At 61.0% G+C, this 20,113-nt stretch carries 15 protein-coding genes; 9 read left to right on the forward strand and 6 right to left on the reverse strand.

The features are described 5' to 3' along the window. Window positions 1-51: 51 nt before the first annotated feature. The 4 genes from ACODTZ_RS01790 to ACODTZ_RS01805 all read right to left on the reverse strand — a co-directional run bounded on the left by ACODTZ_RS01790 (window position 52) and on the right by ACODTZ_RS01805 (window position 5,673). Complete coding sequence (locus tag ACODTZ_RS01790; RefSeq protein WP_489023317.1) at window positions 52-2,214, reverse strand: glycosyltransferase family 2 protein; 2,163 nt, start codon at window positions 2,212-2,214, stop codon at window positions 52-54. Then, window positions 2,199-3,500, reverse strand: coding sequence for a glycoside hydrolase family 88 protein (locus ACODTZ_RS01795; RefSeq protein ID WP_313760803.1), 1,302 nt, complete (start codon window positions 3,498-3,500; stop codon window positions 2,199-2,201). The genes ACODTZ_RS01790 and ACODTZ_RS01795 overlap by 16 nt, the downstream gene beginning before the upstream one ends. Before the next feature lie 64 nt (window positions 3,501-3,564). Continuing rightward, window positions 3,565-4,950 carry an HlyD family efflux transporter periplasmic adaptor subunit gene (locus ACODTZ_RS01800; protein WP_112950615.1) on the reverse strand — a complete coding sequence of 462 codons (1,386 nt, stop codon included), beginning with the start codon at window positions 4,948-4,950 and terminating at the stop codon, window positions 3,565-3,567. Window positions 4,951-5,211: 261 nt separating this feature from the next. After that, window positions 5,212-5,673: a MarR family winged helix-turn-helix transcriptional regulator gene (locus tag ACODTZ_RS01805; RefSeq protein ID WP_489023320.1), complete on the reverse strand. Its 462-nt coding sequence runs from the start codon at window positions 5,671-5,673 to the stop codon at window positions 5,212-5,214. Window positions 5,674-5,792: 119 nt separating this feature from the next. Here ACODTZ_RS01805 and ACODTZ_RS01810 point away from each other — a divergent pair, with 119 nt between their 5' ends. Beyond that, entirely contained in the window at window positions 5,793-7,907 is a 2,115-nt protein-coding gene (locus tag ACODTZ_RS01810) for an FUSC family protein (protein WP_489023321.1), read from the forward strand. Window positions 7,908-7,991: 84 nt separating this feature from the next. Then, complete coding sequence (locus ACODTZ_RS01815) at window positions 7,992-8,441, forward strand: YbaN family protein (protein ID WP_489023322.1); 450 nt, start codon at window positions 7,992-7,994, stop codon at window positions 8,439-8,441. A 13-nt stretch (window positions 8,442-8,454) separates the two neighbouring features. On the opposite strand, the gene ACODTZ_RS01820 is transcribed toward ACODTZ_RS01815, so the two are convergent. Further along, window positions 8,455-9,345: an AraC family transcriptional regulator gene (locus ACODTZ_RS01820; protein ID WP_112981306.1), complete on the reverse strand. Its 891-nt coding sequence runs from the start codon at window positions 9,343-9,345 to the stop codon at window positions 8,455-8,457. Between the two features lie 201 nt (window positions 9,346-9,546). On the opposite strand from ACODTZ_RS01820, the gene ACODTZ_RS01825 reads away from it, so the two are divergent. The 6 genes from ACODTZ_RS01825 (at window position 9,547) to ACODTZ_RS01850 (ending at window position 18,550) form a co-directional block, all read left to right on the forward strand. Next, on the forward strand, window positions 9,547-11,013 hold the full coding sequence (locus ACODTZ_RS01825) for an alpha-glucosidase/alpha-galactosidase (RefSeq protein ID WP_047504373.1): 1,467 nt from the start codon (window positions 9,547-9,549) through the stop codon (window positions 11,011-11,013). A gap of 125 nt (window positions 11,014-11,138) precedes the next feature. Beyond that, window positions 11,139-13,226, forward strand: coding sequence for an ABC transporter substrate-binding protein (locus tag ACODTZ_RS01830; protein WP_489023323.1), 2,088 nt, complete (start codon window positions 11,139-11,141; stop codon window positions 13,224-13,226). 107 nt (window positions 13,227-13,333) lie between these two features. Next, window positions 13,334-14,341 (forward strand): ABC transporter permease, encoded by a 1,008-nt coding sequence (locus tag ACODTZ_RS01835; RefSeq protein ID WP_489023324.1) that lies wholly within the window; start codon window positions 13,334-13,336, stop codon window positions 14,339-14,341. Between the two features lies 1 nt (window position 14,342). Beyond that, window positions 14,343-15,476 carry an ABC transporter permease gene (locus ACODTZ_RS01840; protein ID WP_111560628.1) on the forward strand — a complete coding sequence of 378 codons (1,134 nt, stop codon included), beginning with the start codon at window positions 14,343-14,345 and terminating at the stop codon, window positions 15,474-15,476. Between the two features lie 14 nt (window positions 15,477-15,490). Next, window positions 15,491-17,158, forward strand: a complete 1,668-nt coding sequence (locus ACODTZ_RS01845; protein ID WP_489023325.1) for an ABC transporter ATP-binding protein — start codon at window positions 15,491-15,493, stop codon at window positions 17,156-17,158. 21 nt (window positions 17,159-17,179) lie between these two features. Beyond that, window positions 17,180-18,550: an alpha-glucosidase/alpha-galactosidase gene (locus ACODTZ_RS01850; RefSeq protein WP_111560626.1), complete on the forward strand. Its 1,371-nt coding sequence runs from the start codon at window positions 17,180-17,182 to the stop codon at window positions 18,548-18,550. A gap of 57 nt (window positions 18,551-18,607) precedes the next feature. On the opposite strand, the gene ACODTZ_RS01855 is transcribed toward ACODTZ_RS01850, so the two are convergent. Beyond that, a complete protein-coding gene (locus ACODTZ_RS01855) occupies window positions 18,608-18,988 on the reverse strand; it encodes a hypothetical protein (RefSeq protein WP_489023326.1) in 381 nt (126 codons plus the stop codon). A 178-nt stretch (window positions 18,989-19,166) separates the two neighbouring features. Between ACODTZ_RS01855 and ACODTZ_RS01860 the strand changes: the two genes are divergently transcribed. Continuing rightward, window positions 19,167-20,093, forward strand: a complete 927-nt coding sequence (locus ACODTZ_RS01860; RefSeq protein ID WP_018898037.1) for an ArsR/SmtB family transcription factor — start codon at window positions 19,167-19,169, stop codon at window positions 20,091-20,093. Window positions 20,094-20,113 lie beyond the last annotated feature (20 nt).

Genomic DNA, 20,113 nt, shown 5'->3' on the forward strand with positions numbered 1-20,113 from the left:
TGCCGGACCTCCAGCAGGCCCGGCATTTTTCTTTGCGTCAATAAGGCCGGGTCACTCGGCCGCCGCTGGCGGAGTGGCGCCACCGCCGAGTTGCAGCAGCGGAACCTTCGGCGAGAAGAAGCGCGGCTTGTGAAACTTGCGCGGCACTTCGCGTCCATTCAGCGTATAGGGCTCGATGTCGCCGACCAGTACCGCGGGCCGTGCGAACATGCGCTGCATCAGCCCCTGAACGGCGAGTACAGGATAGGCGCGCGCTGGCATAACCTCCGGCATTTCGCTGAACATGCGCTGGACCATCTTGCGCCTGATGTCCTCGGCGCCCTTCTTGATTTCGTAATCGTCGCGCCGGTCCCTGATGGCGACGATCGCGAGCGACAGGCCCGAATTCGCCCGATCCATGCTGATGATCTGCCCGGCGACGTCGAAACTGTCGAAGGGTGCGAAGATCAGGATGTCGCCAAGGCGCATCTTGCTGAGCGCGCTCTCCTCGCGCATCGTGATCTTGGCCGTATCGACCGAGATCGTATCGATCATGCAGGGAGCCGCCTTTCCGCCGCCGGCGACCTGGCCTTCGCGGGCGAGCGCAAGCTCCAGCTTTTCCAGGGGCGGGCGGGGGAGTTCGATGCAGACGAGCATTGACACGAAGGCGTAGACCATGACGACCATGCCCCAGGCGACACTGAAGCCGTCGAGATCGTTATAGGTGCCGAGCAACGGTCCGTTGAGCATGCCGATGAAGGTCAGCACGATGATGGCGAAGAACGTTGCGGCGATCGGGTAGAGCACCTCCACGCGTCCGCGATCCTCACCCTTGGCCGTGACCTTGAATGGCCGGCCGAAGGGGTGGAAGAGGGCGTGAATGAGGGCGATGGTGATCGGAATGGCCGAAACCATCTGCGACACCTCGGTGAAAAGAGGCAGGCTGCGCCGTCCGGAAACCCAGGAATGGAACGTCCACATGCCGGCAACCATCGGCAGCGCATAGAGGAAGAACGCCTCCGGCTCCATCAGAATGGCGGGAAGGCCGAGGAAGTAGAAGAGCAGGGGGGCTGCCATCAGCAGCAGGATGAAGGGCCGGCAGAACCAGAAGAGCAGGCCGTGGAAATAGTGCAGCCGCTGCATCAACGTGTAGCCGCGACCGAGAAACGGCCCGTCCTTTAGCAGTGCCACCTGGATCGTGCCCAGGCACCAGCGGCAGCGCTGGGTAATATAGCCCGAGAGGCTTTCGGCCGAGAGGCCAACGCTGAGACGTTCGTTGAGCCAGCGCGTCTTCAGGCCCTTCTGCATCAGGCGGTAGGTGAGGTGAATATCCTCCGTCACCGTTTCCTGCGGCATGCCGCCGATCAGATCGAGCGCATCACGGCGCACAATACAGGATGTGCCGACGCAGAAGGCAGCACCCCATCCATCCTTGGAGGGCTGCATGACGTCGAAGAAAATACGCTGGTCGTCGACCCACGCCTTCGAAGCCAGCAGATTATGCTGCACGGGATCGGCGTTGTAATAGAACTGCGGCGTCTGGATCAGGCCGATTTCTGTGTCGATGAACTGGCCCACCGTTCTTTTCAGAATGCCGCGCTGCGGTGCGAAGTCGGCATCGAGAATGAGGATGAAGGGCGCGTTGGTGTCCTCGGCCGAGCGCCTGACCGCATTGTTGATATTGCCACCCTTGGCGCCGACATTGTCGTTTCGGCGCAGATAGCGCACGCCGACCTCGTTGCAGTAGTCCTCGAGCCAGTCGCGACGTCCGTCATCCAGCACCCAGACCGTGAAATTGCTGTAGTCGATCGCCTTGGCGGCCAGGATGGTGCGCTCGAGAATGGAAAGCTCTTCGTTGTAGGTGCAGATGAAGACATCGACGGCCGGGTGGCGGGAATGCTGCGCGATGAGCGCTTCGCTGGCGTCGGCCGCGCCGCTGTGGTCGGTCCGCTTGAAGAAAAAGACGATCGAAAGCACCGTGTAGAAGATAACGACCACTTCGAAGCCGAGATAGAAGCGGGGCCAGACCGCGTAGGCGCTCCACTCAAAATCCGGCAGGGTCTTGGTGATGCGGAAATACAGATAGTTCAGGAGCATGACGACCAGGATCGTGCCGAAAATGACGCGGTCCTTGCCGCGATTGGCGTCCAGCAGCCAGGCGCAGCCCACGATCAGGGCGATCGCCAGCAGTGAGAAGAGAATCGAGTCCGACAAGGTGACTACTTCGGGGGACATGGACCATCCTTGCTACTGGCCGTCGCTTGGCCCTTGCGGCCGACGAAGGGGTTGATGTCGAGAGCGGCGAGAACGGCCCAGCCGGTCGCGCCGATATGCGGCAGTCGGTAGTATTTGAAGTCGCCGGGCGCCGAGTTCGGCCCTACCTGCAGGCCCGTCGTCAGCTGCTCGTTTTCCGTGGCGTAGACGAGGCCGCCGGGCTCGCGCTGCTTGGCGATGGTGGCAAAAAGCGGCTCGGCCTTCTCGGGGTGGCCGGTCTCGCGAAGCACGAGCGCCGCCTGCGCCGTGCCTTCCAGCCAGACACCATCGCGGTCGTTGTTGAAGTCGTAGCCGCCTTCCACTCCGTGGTTGAGATCCGTCCATTCCATCACGCGATCGGCCTTGGACTTGAAGTCCGGAACAGCGATCAATGGCCAGAGTTCGGCATCAAGGCCCGACATGCCCACATTCGGTGCGTTGCCGTCGGGCACGCTCCCGATATAGAAGCGGCCCTCCGCCTCGTTCCACATGGCTTTGAGAAACTGCAGCGCGCTGTCGCCCTGGTGTGTCCAGTCGCCACCCGCGTCCAGCCGGGCGAGCCAGCTATCGGCGGCGTAGACGTCGAGATTATGCTCCGTCGATTTCCAGGTCATCCGCTCCGGGGTTGGTTCATGGCCGAAGAATCCGCCGAGATAGCCGACATTCTTCGGGTCGGCCGTGCTGCGGTGGATCCAATCCATGATCTTGCGGGCGGAGTCGAGATAGGCTTGCTGGTTGGTCTCCTCATAGGCCATCAGCAGGGCAAGCGCGCCCCAGGCCGTGCTGCCGGTGGCCGTGCCGACCTGGTAGCCGTCCTCGATCCAGGAATTGCTGGCCGTGCTCCAATAGCCAGGAAGCAGCATGCCTTCCTTGCCGGGAATGACCGCGCCCGAGCGATAGGCGTTGCGCAGGCGTCCGTCGTGGTAGTGGCGGTCGGTCTCGAGCGCGACCACCAGCGCATCGGCAACACGGCGGGCTTCGGCCGTGCGCTGGCAGCCGTAGAGCGCCATCATCGCAAGCGCGTTGTCGTAGGTGAAGCCGGTGTTTTCCAGCGACGGATGCAGCGCCGAGCCGCCATTGGCCGGCTCGAAACTGCGAAAGACGAAGGGCTGCTCCGGCTCGCCCGTCATCTTCGCTGCCAGCGCGTCGCACATCGAGCAAGCGAGTTGCTTGTTCGCTGTATCATCGGCACGCGCGGCGTCGATTGCAGCCGCAAACAGTAAGGTGGCAAGGAGCGATGCGACCACCGCGCGCCAAACCTCACGCATTGACGAGTTCATGCCCTTCATTTTCGCCCCTCGCGATACGCAGACAAACGTTCAGCTTGGTTCTTCAGGGTGTCGCAGTCTTGTTGGCCGGCAGTCGCGGGCCGGTGCCCTTGTCCAGCGATGTGGAAGCCGAGAGAATGCTTGCCGGCGATGTCAGCCCGGCAACGACAGCCATCGAGTACCGCGCGATACGTGAGGTGATCGTCTCGCCGAGAGAGACGATGACATCTTCGCCGACGTGGCATCCGAAGAACTTGTCGTTGTTCTGCTGAGCGACACTGCCGTCCTGGGCAGTCGGCTCGTCGATCTTGACGAGAACATAGACCTCATGCCCCTCGGCCTCGGGGAATTTCGCGAAATAGCGGTTCTCGGGGCCGGAGTTGAAGTATCGGACGATTTTATAGATGTGCCCGCTGCGCTTGACGCCCAGGCTGCGGAAGTTGACCATCGCCGGCGTGCCGATCTCGAGCGCGGTCACATCGCGGCTTCGATAGACGGCGGCCGCAAAAGCCTCGGTGCAGTCGAGAGACTTTGCCACCGGCTGGCCCTGCATGACGAAATCGCCGAAAGATGCATCGACGCTGACGATCTGGCCGTGGCGCTCGGCGGTGACTTCGGCCGCGCCGGTCTTGCCGAGGCGTCCTTCTTCGCGCGAGATCAGGTTTTCGACCTGCTGCTTGCGCTCGGTCATCTGGTTGATTTCGATATTGTCCTCGGCGATGTCGCCGGCGAGCTTCGTGCGCTGCATCTCAAGTGTCAGCAGGTTCGCGGCAACGGTACCGCCGGTATAGATGTCGCGACCGACAAGCGACTGGACGATCTCGTTGCGGCGCAGCTCGCCCTTGGCGGAATCGAGCTCGGCCTGGGCCGCATTGCGCTTCTGGCGCTGCGGCTCAAGGCTCGTATCCGAGATCAGGCCCTTTTTCAGCAGTGTCTGCTGGCGCTGCAGCAGCGCGTCCTGCTCGGCGAGGCGGGCCTGATAGTTTTGCACGTTGAATTCGGAATTGACGATCACCGCCGACAGCTCGCTCAAAACGCCGGCCTTGACGCTGTCGATCTGCGACTTGACCTTGTTCAGCTGTTCTGTGCGCTCGGCAGCCACGCTCGTCGTGTTGTTGAGCTTTTCGGTCAGATCCAGCTTCTCAAGCCTGAGCCCGGTCAGCGATGTCTGATCCTGGTTCGGGTTCGAAACCGTCGCCATGACGTCGCCGAGATTGACCACCTGGCCGACCTGCAAAGAAATCTTGTCCACCCTGCCGTAGATGGGCGAGGCGATCATCTGCACCGGTGCGTTGATCACCGCCCGTGTCGAGACGATGAAGAACTGGTTGGGGATCATCGCCATCGCGATGATGAAGATCAGCATAAATGCGAACGCATAACCTAGGATACGCGATACAGATAGTATCTTACGGTCCCTCGGATCGATACTCGTGGTTGCGGCCTTCATCTTCTTCAATCCTGACATCATCATGCTGCAGGTAACTTGAAGGGCGTTTCCGGGGTAGTATTTTTTATTTGGAATGTCTTTTATAGCAGTCCAAATATTCAGGCAAATAAAATGTGCGTATTCAAAATGATGTATTGACTAGAAATTTTCATTTGATTCGCTTGCTGTTGCAATAATGACAGCAATAGTTGAGGAGAGTATTCGTTATTGGTATTTTCGTGCTCTTTATTTGTGACGGTTTTGTATCAATTCTTCTTGCGTTCAATCATCGGTAGAATTTTCGCCGCTTGCCCGTACGATGGCATCGAGAACGCGGTAGGCGGCCTCGATGTCCGCGTCCTCGACGTTGCGAAGCACTCGATCGCGCAATGACGCGATGAGCCGTTCGACGCGATCGGCCAATTCCTGTCCGTCTCGCGTCAGCCATATGGTCTTGGCGCGCCTGTCATCGGGATCGTCCCTGCGCTCGATATGACCGCTGGCGGTCAGTTCGTCCAGCAGGCGAACCAGCGACTGGCTGGCAAGCCCCAGGCTGTCGGCAAGCTGCACTTGGCGAACACCGCCGCCTGAGCGGCTGACAAGGAGCAGGAGGTTGGCGCGTGACGCCGAAATTCCATCTTCGGTCAGCGCCTTTTCCGCCATCCGCTTCCAGATGCTTCCCGCCTGCAGCATACTGGACGTGACCGCCGCTCTGCGGCTCAAGGGTTTCGTCTGCTTTGTCATGCTGCTCGTCCTCCCCGCGCCGGCCTTCGTTGAAAGAGCGCTAAAGGCGCGCGGTCGCGCAGTAAAGCATATTGTTTTATTTTCATTCGTATGCAAATAGTACGTAGGCGATCTAATTCATGACGAGCGGCTGCGCTCCCTTCCGGTTTTTCATGGCAAGCAAGAAGCTCACCTGGCTCCCCGATACGTGGGACATGGTTTTCTCGATAAAGACATTCATCGCAGCCATGCTGGCGCTGTTCATCGCCTTGTGCTTTGACCTGCCTAACCCCTATTGGGCTGTCACCACCGTCTATATCGTCGCGCATCCGCTATCGGGCGCAAGCACGTCCAAGGCGGTCTACCGTCTGGTCGGCACGGCGGCGGGTGGCGCGATGAGCATCGTGCTCGTGCCCAATCTCGTCAATGCGCCGGAATTGCTGACCCTGGCGATCGCGCTATGGGTCGCCGGCTGCCTTGCCATCAGTCTTCTTGACCGCACGCCGCGCAGCTACGGGTTCATGCTCGCCGGCTATACGACAGCGCTCACCAGCTTTCCGCTGGTCGACAATCCGGCGACGGTCTTCACCTATACCACTTCGCGCGTCATCGAGATTTTCGTGGCCATCATCTGCGCGGCAATCATCAACAGAGTGGTTTTCCCGCGCCATGCCGGGCCCGTGCTGACGGCGCGTATTGATGCCTGGCTGAGAGATGCGTCCGTTCTGATAACGGCAGCACTCGACAGACGCCCCGAGGACGCCACGCTTGTCCGCACCTCCCGCCGTCTTGCGGCCGAGGCCGCCGACATCAGAATGTTCACGACCCATGTGTCCTACGACACCTCGAGCCACAGTGATCTCGTCGGCGCTTCGCGTGAACTTCAGGGGCTGATGATCACACTGCTTCCCGTGGTTTCCGGTCTTGTTGATGTGGATGCCGAGCTCGCGAGGACGGGCTATGAGCACACATCCGCGGTAGCGAAACTCATCGTCGATGCGGATGAGTGGATGCGGACGAAAGAGCCGATGTCGGCGGACCGCTTCAGCGAGTTCGTGGCGCCACTTCAGGAGCTTGAGACCGAAGCGAAATCCTCAAGCCGATGGCAGGATCTCCTCCTGTTGGACTTCGTCGCTCGCCTGCGGGACCTCTTGCAGATTTGGAATGAGTGCGCAGGCTTGCGACAGGATATTGCCTCGGGATCACGATCCGCCCGGAAGATGCATTCGTCCGGTCTTGCGCAGGCAACCACGCGCCCGACTCATAAAGACTATGGCATGGCGCTCTTCTCCGGCTTCGCGGCGGCGCTAGCCATCGTGCTTGGAACGGTCTTCTGGATCATGACAGGCTGGAGCAGCGGCGCCGGCGCGCCCGTCATCGCGGGCATTCTCATCTGCTTCTTCGCCGCGATGGACAACCCGACGCCGATGATCCGAAAGTTCACTATCTTCAGCATGGTGGCGGTCGTTTTGAGTTTTGTCTTCGTCTTCGCGGTCATGCCCGTTCTCACCGGATTTTCCTCGCTGGTGCTGGCGCTGAGTTTCCTCTTCCTGCCGCTCGGCGTGCTGATCGCCCGGCCATCCACCTTTCTGCTCGGCATGGCCTTGTCCGCCAACATCCCGACCATGCTGACACTGCAATCGCGGCCGAGCTTCGATCTCGCCTCCTTCCTGAACACCAATCTCTCAACCATCCTCGGAACGCTGATGGCGATCGGCATTGCCGCCGTGGTTCGCTCGGTTGGTGCGGATTGGAGCGCGCGCAGGCTCTTGAAGGCGGCGTGGACGGACATCGCTTCGGTGGCGCGCAAGTCGCACAAGCGCGATCCCCAGGCCCTGCTTTATACCATGCTGGATCGGCTCTCGCTGATGGCGCCGCGTCTCGCCTCGATCGCGGAGGGTTCCGCCGTCATCCAGGCGGATATGCTGAAGGACATGCGGGTCGGCACCAGCGTCGTCGATCTGCAGGGGTACAAGGGTCTGCTTCTCGCCGATCAACGCGCAGCCGTTGACGAGGTCCTCGATGCGGTTGCATCCTTCTATATGGAAAGAAGGCACAGGGCCGAGACGAAGCCAGCCTCTTCGCTTTTGCAGGCGGTCGATGCTGCGATCGATACCGTTCGCGCGCCTGTCAGGTCATCGGCGGCGGTGCGCAAGGTCCTGATGGCGTTGGTCGGTCTCCGGCACAATCTGTTCCCCAATGCCGACCAGCTTCACCATATCGAACCGTTGACGTTGCGAGAGGCGGCGGAATAGTGCCGGGTACCGGAAAGACGGCTATGCCCTTGCATTCCGCGACAGTGTCGTGAAAGGGATATCCAGCCCTCTATAAACCGGAAGATGTCTGTGAAACCCGGCCGCGTCACCGCCTATACTCTGCGTGCAGGATATTTCGTCCTTGGCATATTGATGCTGGTCCTTGCCTTCATCGGTGCGCTGCTGCCGCTAATGCCGACGACGATCTTCCTGATCCTTGCCGTCTGGTGCTTCACCCGCTCGTCGCCACGGCTCGAAGCCTGGGTGCTGAACCATAAGACGTTCGGCCCGACATTGCGCGCGTGGCGTGACCAGGGCGCGATATCGATGCGTGCCAAGGCCATGGCGCTGACCGGCATGGCCGGCGGTTATGTGGTGTTCTATCTGGCGGCGAGCCCGGGCATATGGCTGGCGTTATTCGTCGGTTTGGTGATCGGCGGATGTGCTTATTATGTAGGCTCGCGGCCGCTACCATCAGCACCGACGCCCTCGGACGCCGATCACGGTGCTGCGCCGGAAAAGCCCACCGATTAGTCCGGCCCGACCTTCAGCGCGGCTTGCCGACGCTGGCATACATGCCTGTGGTGCGGAATTCCGTGGGGTTGGTGCCATAGACGCGGCGGAAGACCTTGGAGAAGTAGTTGGCATCCTCGAAGCCGGAGCGGATCGCCACCTCCTTGACCGGCATGTGCGCGGTCTTCGTCAGAAGCTTGACGGCCCGTTTCAGCCGCTTCTGCAGCACGTATTCGGCCGGCGGCAGGCCTTCGTTGGCGGCGAACATGCGCGAGAAGTGCGCGCGGCTGAGGCCTGCTACCCTAGCGAGGTCCTCCACCGGCAGCGGTTTTTCCAGATTGTCGGTGATGTAGTCGATCACGTGCTGCATCGTCCGGTATTCCTCGCTGAACACCGGATGCGAACCGAACACGTCATCGTAGAGCGCCATCGCCGCCTCATAAGCGATCGACGATGCCAGTCCCGGCGTCTCGCCGCCGGTGATCAGCCGCAGGCTGCAATCGGCAAGATGCTCGATCGTCTGCGGCTGCAGCTTGAGGATGGGACCGGTGACCGCGAGGATGGATCGGTGGATGCGCAGCGCCTCCTCGCCGTTCATCGAGATCCAGAAGAACTCCCAGCGATCGCCATCCTCCAGCCAGTAGCGGTGATTGTGCGGCACCAGCACAAGCAGGGTCTCGCCTTCCTTCACCCGCAACTCGCGATTCTCATAGCGCAGATTGCCTGCGCCGCTGATCGTATGCTGCAATACGGTAAAAGGCGTCTGCCCGCGCTTGCGGCCGTCCCAGTCATAGGTGGCATTCTCGCGTAGCTCGTAACCGGTGCTTGTCGGCATGGTGTGCAGGGATTGTCGGCCGCGCGGCAGCGAAACCGTGCGCATGGACGGTCCGCGGTCGATCAAATCTTGCAGCACAGAATTACCCATGAAAGCATAATCCTTCTCTGGCGGCCCAGAATTTTTTACGCATAATCCGCCCCAAGAGAGAGAACACCGCCGGGCTTGAGTAGCGGCGGGGAGGAGAATAAGCCGGATTTCTGGCCTTTTTCGGCGTCGGACGCAAGTCCGCGGCCTATTCTTCTTCCTGTTATCCAATCCCGGCATTCTAATCGCATCGAGGCTAGGATCATGAGTTTCAAAATCGCTATCATCGGCGCAGGCAGCGTCGGCTTCACGAAAAAGCTGTTCACCGACATTCTGTGCGTTCCTGAATTCCGGGACATCGAGTTCGCGCTCACCGACATGAGCGAGCACAATCTTCAGATGATCAAGCAGATCCTCGACACTATTGTTGCATCGAACAAACTGCCGACCAAGGTGACTGCGACGACCAACCGCCGCGAAGCGCTGACCGGCGCGCGCTACATCATCAGCTGCGTACGCGTCGGCGGTCTCGAAGCCTATGCCGACGATATCAGAATTCCGCTGAAATACGGCATCGATCAGTGCGTCGGTGACACGATCTGCGCCGGCGGCATTCTCTACGGCCAGCGCAACATCCCTGTCATCCTCGACTTCTGCAAGGACATCCGCGAAGTCGCCGAGCCGGGCGCCAAGTTCCTGAACTACGCGAACCCGATGGCGATGAACACCTGGGCCGCGATCGAATACGGCAAGGTCGATACCGTCGGTCTCTGCCACGGTGTCCAGCACGGCGCCGAACAGATCGCCGAAGTGCTCGGCGCCAAGTCTGTCTCCGAGCTCGACTACATCTGCTCTGGCATCAACCACCAGACGTGGTTCGTCGACCTGAAGCTCAACGGTCGCAAGATCGGCAAGGACGAGCTGGTTGCCGCCTTCGAGGCGCATCCTGTCTTCTCGCAGCAGGAAAAGCTGCGCATCGACGTCCTGAAGCGCTTTGGCGTCTATTCGACGGAGAGCAACGGCCACCTGTCGGAATACCTGCCCTGGTACCGCAAGCGGCCTGACGAAATCACCAAGTGGATCGACATGTCCGACTGGATCCACGGCGAGACCGGCGGCTATCTGCGCCACTCCACCGAAACCCGCAACTGGTTCGAAACGGAGTTCCCGCAGTTCCTCGCGTCGGCCGAAAAGCCGATCGATCCGGCCAAGCGCTCCAACGAGCACGCCAGCCACATTCTAGAAGCGCTGGAAACCGGCCGAGTCTACCGCGGTCACTTCAACCTCAAGAACAACGGCGTGATCACCAATCTGCCATCGGATGCGATCATCGAATCGCCCGGATTCGTCGATCGCTTCGGCATCAACATGGTCTCCGGCATCACTATTCCGGAAGCGTGTGCCGCGACCTGCATGGCCTCGATCAACGTCCAGCGCATGTCGGTCCATGCCGCCATCAGCGGCGACATCGACCTGTTGAAGCTCGCCGTCCTGCACGACCCGCTGGTCGGCGCGGTGGCGACGCCGGAAGAGGTCTGGCAGATGGTCGATGAAATGGTTGTCGCCCAGGCGCGCTGGCTACCGCAATATGCGGATGCGGTTCCGGCCGCCAAGGAACGTCTGGCGAAGTCGACGGTGAAGACCCGTGAATGGGCAGGTGCGGCACGCCGCAACGTCCGCTCGATCGATGAGCTCCGCGCCGAGAAGGCGGCGCTCAAGCAGGCCGTGTAAGTTCCCCGGAGGACGGGTGGCGATGGGGTTCCAAGGAGGGGACGCCATCGCTGCAAGCCCGTTTCCGGATCGTTGAGGAGAACCGGGGCAGCCGACAAGCGTCCCGATACAAAAAGGGAGAGACGATGAGACATTACCGCAACCTTGGCATTCTGGCCGGACTGGCGCTGAGCGTCTCGGTCCAGGCTTTGAGCGCCTACGCCTCCGAGCCGACGACACCGCCCGTTCCGCCGCAGTTTCCGGCGGAAGGCAAGATCAATTATGTATCGAGAGACTCCATCGAGGAGTTCAAGGCGCTTCCCTCGTATAACGAGCCGGATTGGGTGAAGAAGAACTTTGTCGATACCGGCAAGCTTCCCCCGGTCAAGGACCGTCTCCCCAAGGAGCCGCTGGTCTTCAAGACCGACAACATGGTCGATGGCATCGGCGTCTATGGCGACACGCTGCGCCATGTCATCGGCGGCCGGCCTGAGGGCTGGAACTACGGCGCCGGCCAGACACAAGGCTGGGGCGGCATCGACATCGGCCTTTCCGAATGCCTGACGCGCACCGCACCGCTCTTCCAGGTCGAAGCCAAGGACACCGAGCCGCTTCCGAACCTCGCCAAGGGCTGGGAATGGTCCGAGGACGGCCACAAGCTCACCATGCACCTGATCGAAGGCGCCAAGTGGTCTGACGGCGTTGCCTTCAATGCCGACGACATCATGTTCTACTGGGAAGACGAAGTCATCGATCCCAACGTCTCACCGCTCGGCGGCGGCGCTTCGCCCGAGGCCTTCGGCGAGGGAACCACGCTGAAGAAGATCGGCGACTACACCGTCGAGTGGACCTTCAAGGAAGCGTTCCCGAAGCAGTATCTCTACACGATGGCCTATCCGAATTTCTGCCCGGGCCCGTCGCATATCCTCAAGCCACAGCATCCGAAATATTCGAAGAACACCTACGACCAGTTCAAGAATGCCTTCCCGCCTGAGTACATGAACATGCCTGTCATGGGTGGCTGGGTGCCGGTCGAGTATCGTCCCGACGATATCATCGTGATGCGCCGCAACCCCTATTACTGGAAGGTGGACGAGAAGGGCAACCAGCTGCCTTACCTCAACGAGCTGCACTACAAGCTCTCCACCTGGGCGGACCGCGACGTGCAGGCCGTTGCCGGCTCCGGCGACATTTCGAACCTCGAGCAGCCGGAAAACTTCGTGGCGTCGCTGAAGCGAGCCGCCGAAAAGACGGCACCCGCCCGTCTCGCCTTCGGCCCGCGCCTGATCGGCTACAATCTGCGCATGAACTTCTCAGCCAATGGCTGGGGCGAACCGGATGGACGCAGCCAGGCGATCCGCGAGCTGAACCGCAACGAGGACTTCCGCAAGGCGGTCACCATGGCTCTCGATCGCAAGGCGATCGGCGACTCGCTCGTCAAGGGTCCGTTCACAGCGATCTATCCAGGCGGCCTGTCTTCGGGCACGAGCTTCTATGATCGCAATTCAGTGGTCTATTATCCGTTCGACCTCCAGGGTGCCAAGGCGCTGCTTGAAAAGGTTGGGTTGAAGGATACCGACGGCGACGGCTTCGTGAACTTCCCCGCCGGCACCGAAGGCGGCAAGAACCTCGAGATCGTGCTGCTCGTCAACAATACCTACAGCACCGACAAGAGCCTTGCGGAAGGTGTCGTCGGGCAGATGGAAAAGCTCGGGATCAAGGTCATTCTCAATGCCCTCGATGGTCCGAAGCGTGACGACGCCCATTACGGCGGCCGTTTCGACTGGCTGATCCAGCGCAACCCGACGGAACTGGCCTCCGTGGTGCAGAATACCGAGCAGCTCGCTCCGGTTGGACCGCGCACCAGCTGGCAGCACCGCGCCGGCAAGGACGACAAGGTCGATCTGATGCCTTACGAGCAGCAGCTGGTCGACATCGTCAACAAGTTCCGCACGAGCCAGGACAATGACGAACGCGTCGCCCTGATGAAGCAGTACCAGAAGATCGCGACCGAGAATGTCGATACGGTTGGCCTCACGGAGTATCCGGGTGCGCTGATCATCAACAAGCGCTTCTCGAACGTGCCAGCGGGAACGCCGATCTTCATGTTCAACTGGGCTGAAGATTCCGTCATCCGCGAACGCCTGTGGGTGGCTGCCGACAAGCAGGGCAAGTACGAGCTGTTCCCTGAGCAGCTGCCTGGCAAGCCCGGCGAAAAGGGCCCGATCAACTAAGTTCTCCTCCCAGCGAACGGACCGGTCGCGCGTGATGCGCGGCCGGGCAAGATCAACAAGCCGGCCGCACCGAAAGGCGCGACTGGCAGCAAGGAGAAACGAGCCCGATGTTACGCTTCCTGCTCGTGCGCATAGCGTCCGCCATCCCCGTCCTGATCATCCTGAGCATCGTGACCTTCGCGATTATTCAGGCTCCGCCGGGCGACTATGCCGACTACATACGGTCGCAGCTGATCAACCAGAGCGGTGCGTCCTTCGAAGCCGCCGAAGCGCAGGCCCAGGCCTACCGCGTTGCGCATGGCCTCGACCAGCCGATGGTCATTCAATATTTCGCCTGGATCAAAGGCATCATCACCCAGGGTGATTTCGGCTACAGCATGTATTACAACAAGCCGGTTGCCGACGTCGTTGGCGAGCGCCTGCCGCGCACGCTGCTTCTGGCGCTGGTCTGTCACATATTCGCATCGATACTCGGCATCGGCTTCGGTATATGGGCGGCCACCCGCCAGTATAGCTGGATCGATAGCCTGCTCTCCGGCATCTCCTTCCTCGGCATGACGGTGCCGCGCTTTCTGATGGCGCTGATCATCGTTTACCTGATGGTGTTCCATTTCAACGTCTCGGAAATCGGCAGCTTCTTCTCGCCGCAATATGGCGGAGCGCCGTGGTCCTGGGCGAAATTCGTCGACCTCGTCAGCCACGTCTGGCCGGTCGTCGCCATCGCCACCTTCGGCGGCCTCGCCTACAACATGCGCGTCATGCGCGGCAATCTGCTCGATACGCTGAACGCGCAATATGTCGAGACGGCCCGCGCCAAGGGGCTGTCGGGCAGCGCGGTCGTGATGCGCCATGCGGTGCCCAATGCGCTGCACCCGCTCGTCATGTACCAGGGCGTCGTGCTCCCTTATATGCTGACCGGCGAAATCGAGACGGCGATCATCTTCTCGCTGCCGACGGTCGGCCCCGCGATCGTCGGGTCGATGGCGGTCGGCGACGTCTATGTCACCGCCACCTTCATGATGGTTCTTTCGGCGACGCTGATCGTCGGCAACATCATCGCCGACATGCTGCTTGCCATGCTGGACCCGCGCGTCCGCCAGTACGGAGGAGCCTGATATGCTCGCCTTCGATTCCGCTCCCCCGCCACCGCACGAAGAGACCGTCAAGGGTCTGCATAACGGCAACGAAAGCTATCTTTCGCTGGTCTGGCGTCGCCTGCGCCGGTCCTGGACCGGCATGATGGGTCTCGTGCTCGTCGGCCTGCTCCTCTTGATGGCCGTCTTCGCCGATTTCTTCGCGCCGATGGACCCCAAGGCCACCGATACCGGCTTCGCGCCGCCGCAGATGGTGAGCTTCCACGACAAGGACGGCAATCTCACCTATCCGCCGCGCGTCTATGCACTCGGCGAATCCGAGGAGCTCGATCCGGTCACCTTCCAGCCGATCGTCGGCCCCGATTACGACAATCCGCGCGTACTCGGCTTCTTCGTTAAGGGCTCGGAGTACAACCTTCTCGGCCTGATCCCGACCGACCGCCACTTCTTCGGCTCCGTCGATGGCCAGCCGGTGCACTTCCTCGGCACCGACAAGTTCGGCCGCGACGTTCTCTCTCGCGCCATCATCGGCTCGCGCATCTCGCTCACCATCGCGCTGACGGTCGTCTTCATCGTCACCGTCATCGGCACGACCGTCGGCATGGTCTCCGGCTATTTCGGCGGCTCGTTCGATGCCTGGGTGCAGCGCTTCGTTGAGATCGTGCTCGCCTTTCCGCAGCTGCCGCTCTATCTGGCGCTCACCTCGTTGATCCCCGTGACGGCGCCGACCAATGTCTTCCTCGCCTTCGTCATCGTCGTCATGTCGGCGCTCGGCTGGGCGCAGATGTCGCGCGAAGTGCGCGGCAAGACGCTGGCGCTCGCCCGCATCGACTATGTGCGCGCGGCGATGGCCGTCGGAGCCACCGACCGGCGCATCATCTTCCAGCACATCTTCCCGAACGTGATGAGCCACGTCATCGTTGCCGTCACGCTGCATATCCCGAGCGTCGTGCTGCTCGAATCCTTCCTCGGCTTCCTGGGTTTTGCCGTGAAGCCGCCGCTGATCTCCTGGGGGCTGATGCTGCAGGACACCGCCAACTATTCGGTGATCGGCACCTACCCCTGGATCCTCGCCCCCGTCGGCTTCGTGCTCGTCACCGTCTTCGCGTTCAACGCGCTCGGCGACGGTCTGCGCGACGCGGTCGATCCCTATTGATTGAGGTGAAGAACATGGCTCTCGCACTCGTCAACTCGTTTGCCCCGCCCGTCCGCTTCGATCACGATGCGCACACGGAAAACCCCGTCATCGACGCCCGCAACATCGGCGTCAACTTCAAGGTCGAGCATGGAACCGTGGAAGCGGTGAAGGATATCTCCTTCCAGCTCTACCGCGGGGAAACCATCGCCATCGTCGGCGAATCCGGCTCCGGCAAGTCCGTGACGGCCCGCACCGTCATGGGGCTCTTGTCGAAGCGCGGCGTCGTTGCGCCGAAATCGACCGTCGACTATGACGGCGCCAATATCCTGAAATATCCCGAGCGCGAGCGCCGCAAGCTGCGCGGCGACCGCATCTCGATGATCTTCCAGGAGCCGATGAGCTCGCTGAACCCGATCTACACGATCGGCAGCCAGATCGTCGAAGCGATCCGCGTGCATCGCAAGGTGAGCAAGAAGCAGGCGGAAGCGCGTGCGCTCGAACTTCTGAAGCAGGTGCAGATCCCTGATCCCGAAGCGCGCCTGAAACAGTATCCGCACCAGTTGTCCGGCGGCCAACGCCAGCGCGTGATGATCGCCATGGCGCTCTCCAACGAACCCGACGTCTTGATCGCCGACGAGCCGACCACCGCGCTCGACGTCACAGTCCAGGCGCAGATCCTCAACCTCATCCGCAACCTGCAGAAGGAAATGCGGATGGCGGTGATCCTGATCACCCACGACCTCACCGTCGTCCGGCAGTTCTCCGACTACGTCTACGTGATGCAGCACGGCGAGATGCGCGAGCACAACACGACGGAAAAGCTCTTCGCCAATCCGCAGCACAGCTACACCAAGCATCTCTTGAGTTCGGAGCCGCGCGGCCAGGCGAACCCGCTGCCCGAGGGCTCTGAGGTCATCCTCGACGCCAAGGGCGTGCGCGTGTCCTTCATGATGCGGCACGGCAGCTTCTTCAAGCCGGAGCTCAAGGAGCTCGTGGCCGTCGACAGCCTGGGGCTGACGTTGCGCAAGCACGAGACGCTCGGGCTCGTCGGTGAATCCGGCTCCGGCAAGACGACCTTCGGACAGGCGCTGCTGCGGTTGAACGACGCAGACAATGGCGAGATCTACTTCGACCGCCAGCCGATCCACGGCAAGTCGCGTACCGAGATGCGGCCGCTGCGCTCGCGCATGCAGATCGTCTTCCAGGATCCGTTCTCATCGCTCAATCCGCGCATGACGATCGGCCAGATCATCGAGGAAGGGCTTGTGGTCAACAAGCTCGGCGCCACCAAGGCCGAGCGGCTGGACCGCGTGCGCGAGGCGCTGATCGCGGCGGGCATGCCGGGCAATATCCTGTCGCGCTTTCCACACGAATTCTCGGGCGGCCAGCGCCAGCGTATCGCGATTGCGCGGGCGATCGCACTCGAGCCGGAGTTCATTCTGCTCGACGAGCCGACGTCGGCGCTCGACCTCTCGGTTCAGGCGCAGATCATCGAGCTCTTGCGCAAGCTGCAGGACGAGCGCGGCCTCAGCTACCTCTTCATTTCGCACGATCTCAAGGTCGTGCGTGCCCTCTGCCACCGGGTGATTGTCATGCAGCATGGCAAGATCATGGAAGAGGGACCCGTCAACGAAGTTCTCACCAATCCCAAGACCGCCTACACCGAACGGCTCGTCAAAGCCGCTTTCGAGGTAGCCTGATTGCCAATGCCGGAGGATATTATGGCAAGAAACCCCAAGATCACCTTCATCGGAGCTGGTTCCACCGTCTTCATGAAGAACATTATCGGCGACGTGCTGCAACGACCCGCGCTGTCGGGCGCGACCATCGCCCTGATGGACATCAATCCGCAGCGCCTGGAAGAAAGCGCCATCGTCGTCAACAAGCTGATCTCGACGCTGGGTGTCAAGGCCAAGGCCGAGACCTATTCCGACCAGCGCAAGGCGCTGACAGGCGCCGACTTCGTGGTCGTGGCCTTCCAGATCGGTGGCTATGAGCCCTGTACGGTGACCGACTTCGACATTCCGAAGAAGTTCGGCCTGCGCCAGACGATCGCCGATACGCTCGGCGTCGGCGGCATCATGCGCGGCCTGCGCACCGTGCCGCACCTCTGGAAGATCTGCGAGGACATGCTCGCGGTCTGCCCGGAAGCGATCATGCTGCAATACGTCAACCCGATGGCGATCAACACCTGGGCGATCGCCGAGAAGTATCCGACGATTAAGCAGGTCGGCCTCTGCCACTCGGTGCAGGGCACGGCGATGGAACTCGCCCACGATCTCGATATCCCCTACGAGGATATCCGCTACCGCTCGGCCGGCATCAACCACATGGCCTTCTACCTGAAGTTCGAGCATCGCCAGCCCGACGGCTCCTACAAGGATCTCTATCCCGATCTCGTGCGCGCCTACCGTGAAGGTCGCGCTCCGAAGCCGGGCTGGAACCCGCGTTGCCCGAACAAGGTGCGCTACGAGATGCTGACCCGCCTCGGCTATTTCGTCACCGAAAGCTCCGAGCACTTCGCCGAGTACACACCCTACTTCATCAAGGAAGGCCGCGAGGACCTGATCGAAAAGTTCGGCATCCCGCTCGACGAATATCCGAAGCGCTGCATCGAGCAGATCGAGCGCTGGAAGGGCCAGGCGGAAGCCTATCGCTCGGCCGACAAGATCGAGGTCAAGCAATCAAAGGAATATGCGTCCTCGATCATCAACTCGGTCTGGACCGGCGAACCCTCGGTGATCTACGGCAACGTCCGGAACAATGGCTGCATCACCTCGCTGCCCTACAATTGCGCCGCCGAAGTGCCGTGCCTGGTCGATGCATCCGGCATTCAGCCGACCTTCGTGGGCGACCTGCCGCCGCAGCTGACCGCGCTGATGCGCACCAACATCAATGTGCAGGAACTGACGGTTCAGGCGCTGATGACTGAAAATCGCGAGCACATCTACCACGCCGCGATGATGGACCCGCATACCGCGGCCGAACTCGACCTCGACCAGATCTGGGCGATGACTGACGAACTGCTGGCCGCGCACGGCGACTGGCTGCCGGCATGGGCGCGCACCGCGCGCAAGGTTCAGGCCGCCTGACCAACTCTCTCCCGGTCACGGCCTCAAGAAGTCCCGCGGCTCAGCCGCGGGGCTTTTTCAGCGTCTCTGAACTGGCGGCGGTTGTGGCTGGGGCTGTTGCTGACGTTGATTCAACGGCAGCACATCCTGGAAACCGATCTCGGGGCAGCCACGAACATTGGCGAAAATGATGTCTCGGCGTTCGCCCCATTCCGTCAGTCCCCGGAGCGTCAGCGTGTCGTTGTCCTGATAGACGACATCGGTGCGGATGATGCCTGCACGCCGCGCGAGGTTCTTCGCCTGGCTGACATTGCACTGTCCCTCGGACGGCGCCACGCTCCAGATGGAGGTTCCCCGGCCGTCGTTCTGCCAGCCTTGGGCTGCCACCAGCGTTGGCGCCAGCGCGGTCAGAAGCAGGAATGTCGTGCGGAACGTGGCTCTCAAGATCGGCGACCCCATGTTGCGATGATCCATTCTTAGCATGGGATCATGACCACGACGGAAACGCAGCCGGTAAAATTAGCCGGGAATGGAAACGCATGAACAAGCAGGCGATTTCAATTCGGGCAATTGAATAAATCAAAATATTCGATATACAACAGCAATACGCATTTCATCTTCCGCGAACGGGATTCATATGAGCCGCAATTTTCTTGTCGTCGATCCCGAGGAGGGCATGCCCATTCTGAAGGGGCTGGCATCGCCGGCAAGGGTTTCCGTATTGAAGCTTCTGCACGAAAAGGGGCCACTCAACGTCAACGAAATCGCTGATATCCTTGAGCTACCGCAGTCCAGCGTCTCGACCAATGTGCAGATGTTGGAGGAAGCGGGGCTGATCCGCACCGAGACCCAAAAGGCGCGCAAGGGCAACCAGAAGGTCTGTCACAGCGTCTATGACGAGATCCTCGTCGTCTTCAAGAATGAAATCAAGGAAACCGAACCGGATGCGATCGAAGTGGCGATGCCGCTTGGTCTCTACACCAGCTACGATGTGACCGCGCCCTGCGGTCTCTGTTCGGTGGATGGCATCATCGGCCTGCTCGACGTGCCCAACACCTTCCTTGATCCGGATCGCATGAAGACGGCGCTGATTTGGTTCACGCGCGGGCATGTTGAATACCAGTTTCCCAACAATGCGAGACTGACCAACACCCGCATCCGCGAGATCGAGTTCGTCATGGAACTGAGCTCGGAAGTACCCGGCACCAGCGCCGACTGGCCCTCCGATATCACGCTCACGGTCAATGGCATCGACATCGGAACGTGGACGTCTCCCGGCGATTTCGGCGACAAACGCGGGGTTTTCACGCCGGATTGGTGGAAATTGAAGGGCTCGCAGTACGGCAAGCTGAAGAGCTTCCGCATCAATGACGAGGGCGCTTTCGTCGATGGATTGCGCATTTCCGACGTGGCGCTTTCGGACCTGAAGCTCGACGAGCATCATTCGATTCGCCTGCGCATCGGCGTTCGCGATGACGCCAAGCATCCTGGCGGCATCAATATTTTCGGCCGTGGCTTCGGCAATTACGACCAAGACATACTGCTGCGTATCAGAACACGCTAGACTGTACCCGATTTTCTGAA

The sequence above is a fragment of the Rhizobium sp. FG113 genome (assembly GCF_057809895.1).

Coding starts and splice junctions, on each gene's coding strand:
- ACODTZ_RS01790 (WP_489023317.1), bottom strand. CDS start 2,214: ATGTCCCCCGAAGTAGTCACCTTGTCGGACTCGATTCTCTTCTCACTG.
- ACODTZ_RS01795 (WP_313760803.1), bottom strand. CDS start 3,500: ATGCGTGAGGTTTGGCGCGCGGTGGTCGCATCGCTCCTTGCCACCTTA.
- ACODTZ_RS01800 (WP_112950615.1), bottom strand. CDS start 4,950: ATGAAGGCCGCAACCACGAGTATCGATCCGAGGGACCGTAAGATACTA.
- ACODTZ_RS01805 (WP_489023320.1), bottom strand. CDS start 5,673: ATGACAAAGCAGACGAAACCCTTGAGCCGCAGAGCGGCGGTCACGTCC.
- ACODTZ_RS01810 (WP_489023321.1), top strand. CDS start 5,793: ATGACGAGCGGCTGCGCTCCCTTCCGGTTTTTCATGGCAAGCAAGAAG.
- ACODTZ_RS01815 (WP_489023322.1), top strand. CDS start 7,992: ATGTCTGTGAAACCCGGCCGCGTCACCGCCTATACTCTGCGTGCAGGA.
- ACODTZ_RS01820 (WP_112981306.1), bottom strand. CDS start 9,345: ATGGGTAATTCTGTGCTGCAAGATTTGATCGACCGCGGACCGTCCATG.
- ACODTZ_RS01825 (WP_047504373.1), top strand. CDS start 9,547: ATGAGTTTCAAAATCGCTATCATCGGCGCAGGCAGCGTCGGCTTCACG.
- ACODTZ_RS01830 (WP_489023323.1), top strand. CDS start 11,139: ATGAGACATTACCGCAACCTTGGCATTCTGGCCGGACTGGCGCTGAGC.
- ACODTZ_RS01835 (WP_489023324.1), top strand. CDS start 13,334: ATGTTACGCTTCCTGCTCGTGCGCATAGCGTCCGCCATCCCCGTCCTG.
- ACODTZ_RS01840 (WP_111560628.1), top strand. CDS start 14,343: ATGCTCGCCTTCGATTCCGCTCCCCCGCCACCGCACGAAGAGACCGTC.
- ACODTZ_RS01845 (WP_489023325.1), top strand. CDS start 15,491: ATGGCTCTCGCACTCGTCAACTCGTTTGCCCCGCCCGTCCGCTTCGAT.
- ACODTZ_RS01850 (WP_111560626.1), top strand. CDS start 17,180: ATGGCAAGAAACCCCAAGATCACCTTCATCGGAGCTGGTTCCACCGTC.
- ACODTZ_RS01855 (WP_489023326.1), bottom strand. CDS start 18,988: ATGGGGTCGCCGATCTTGAGAGCCACGTTCCGCACGACATTCCTGCTT.
- ACODTZ_RS01860 (WP_018898037.1), top strand. CDS start 19,167: ATGAGCCGCAATTTTCTTGTCGTCGATCCCGAGGAGGGCATGCCCATT.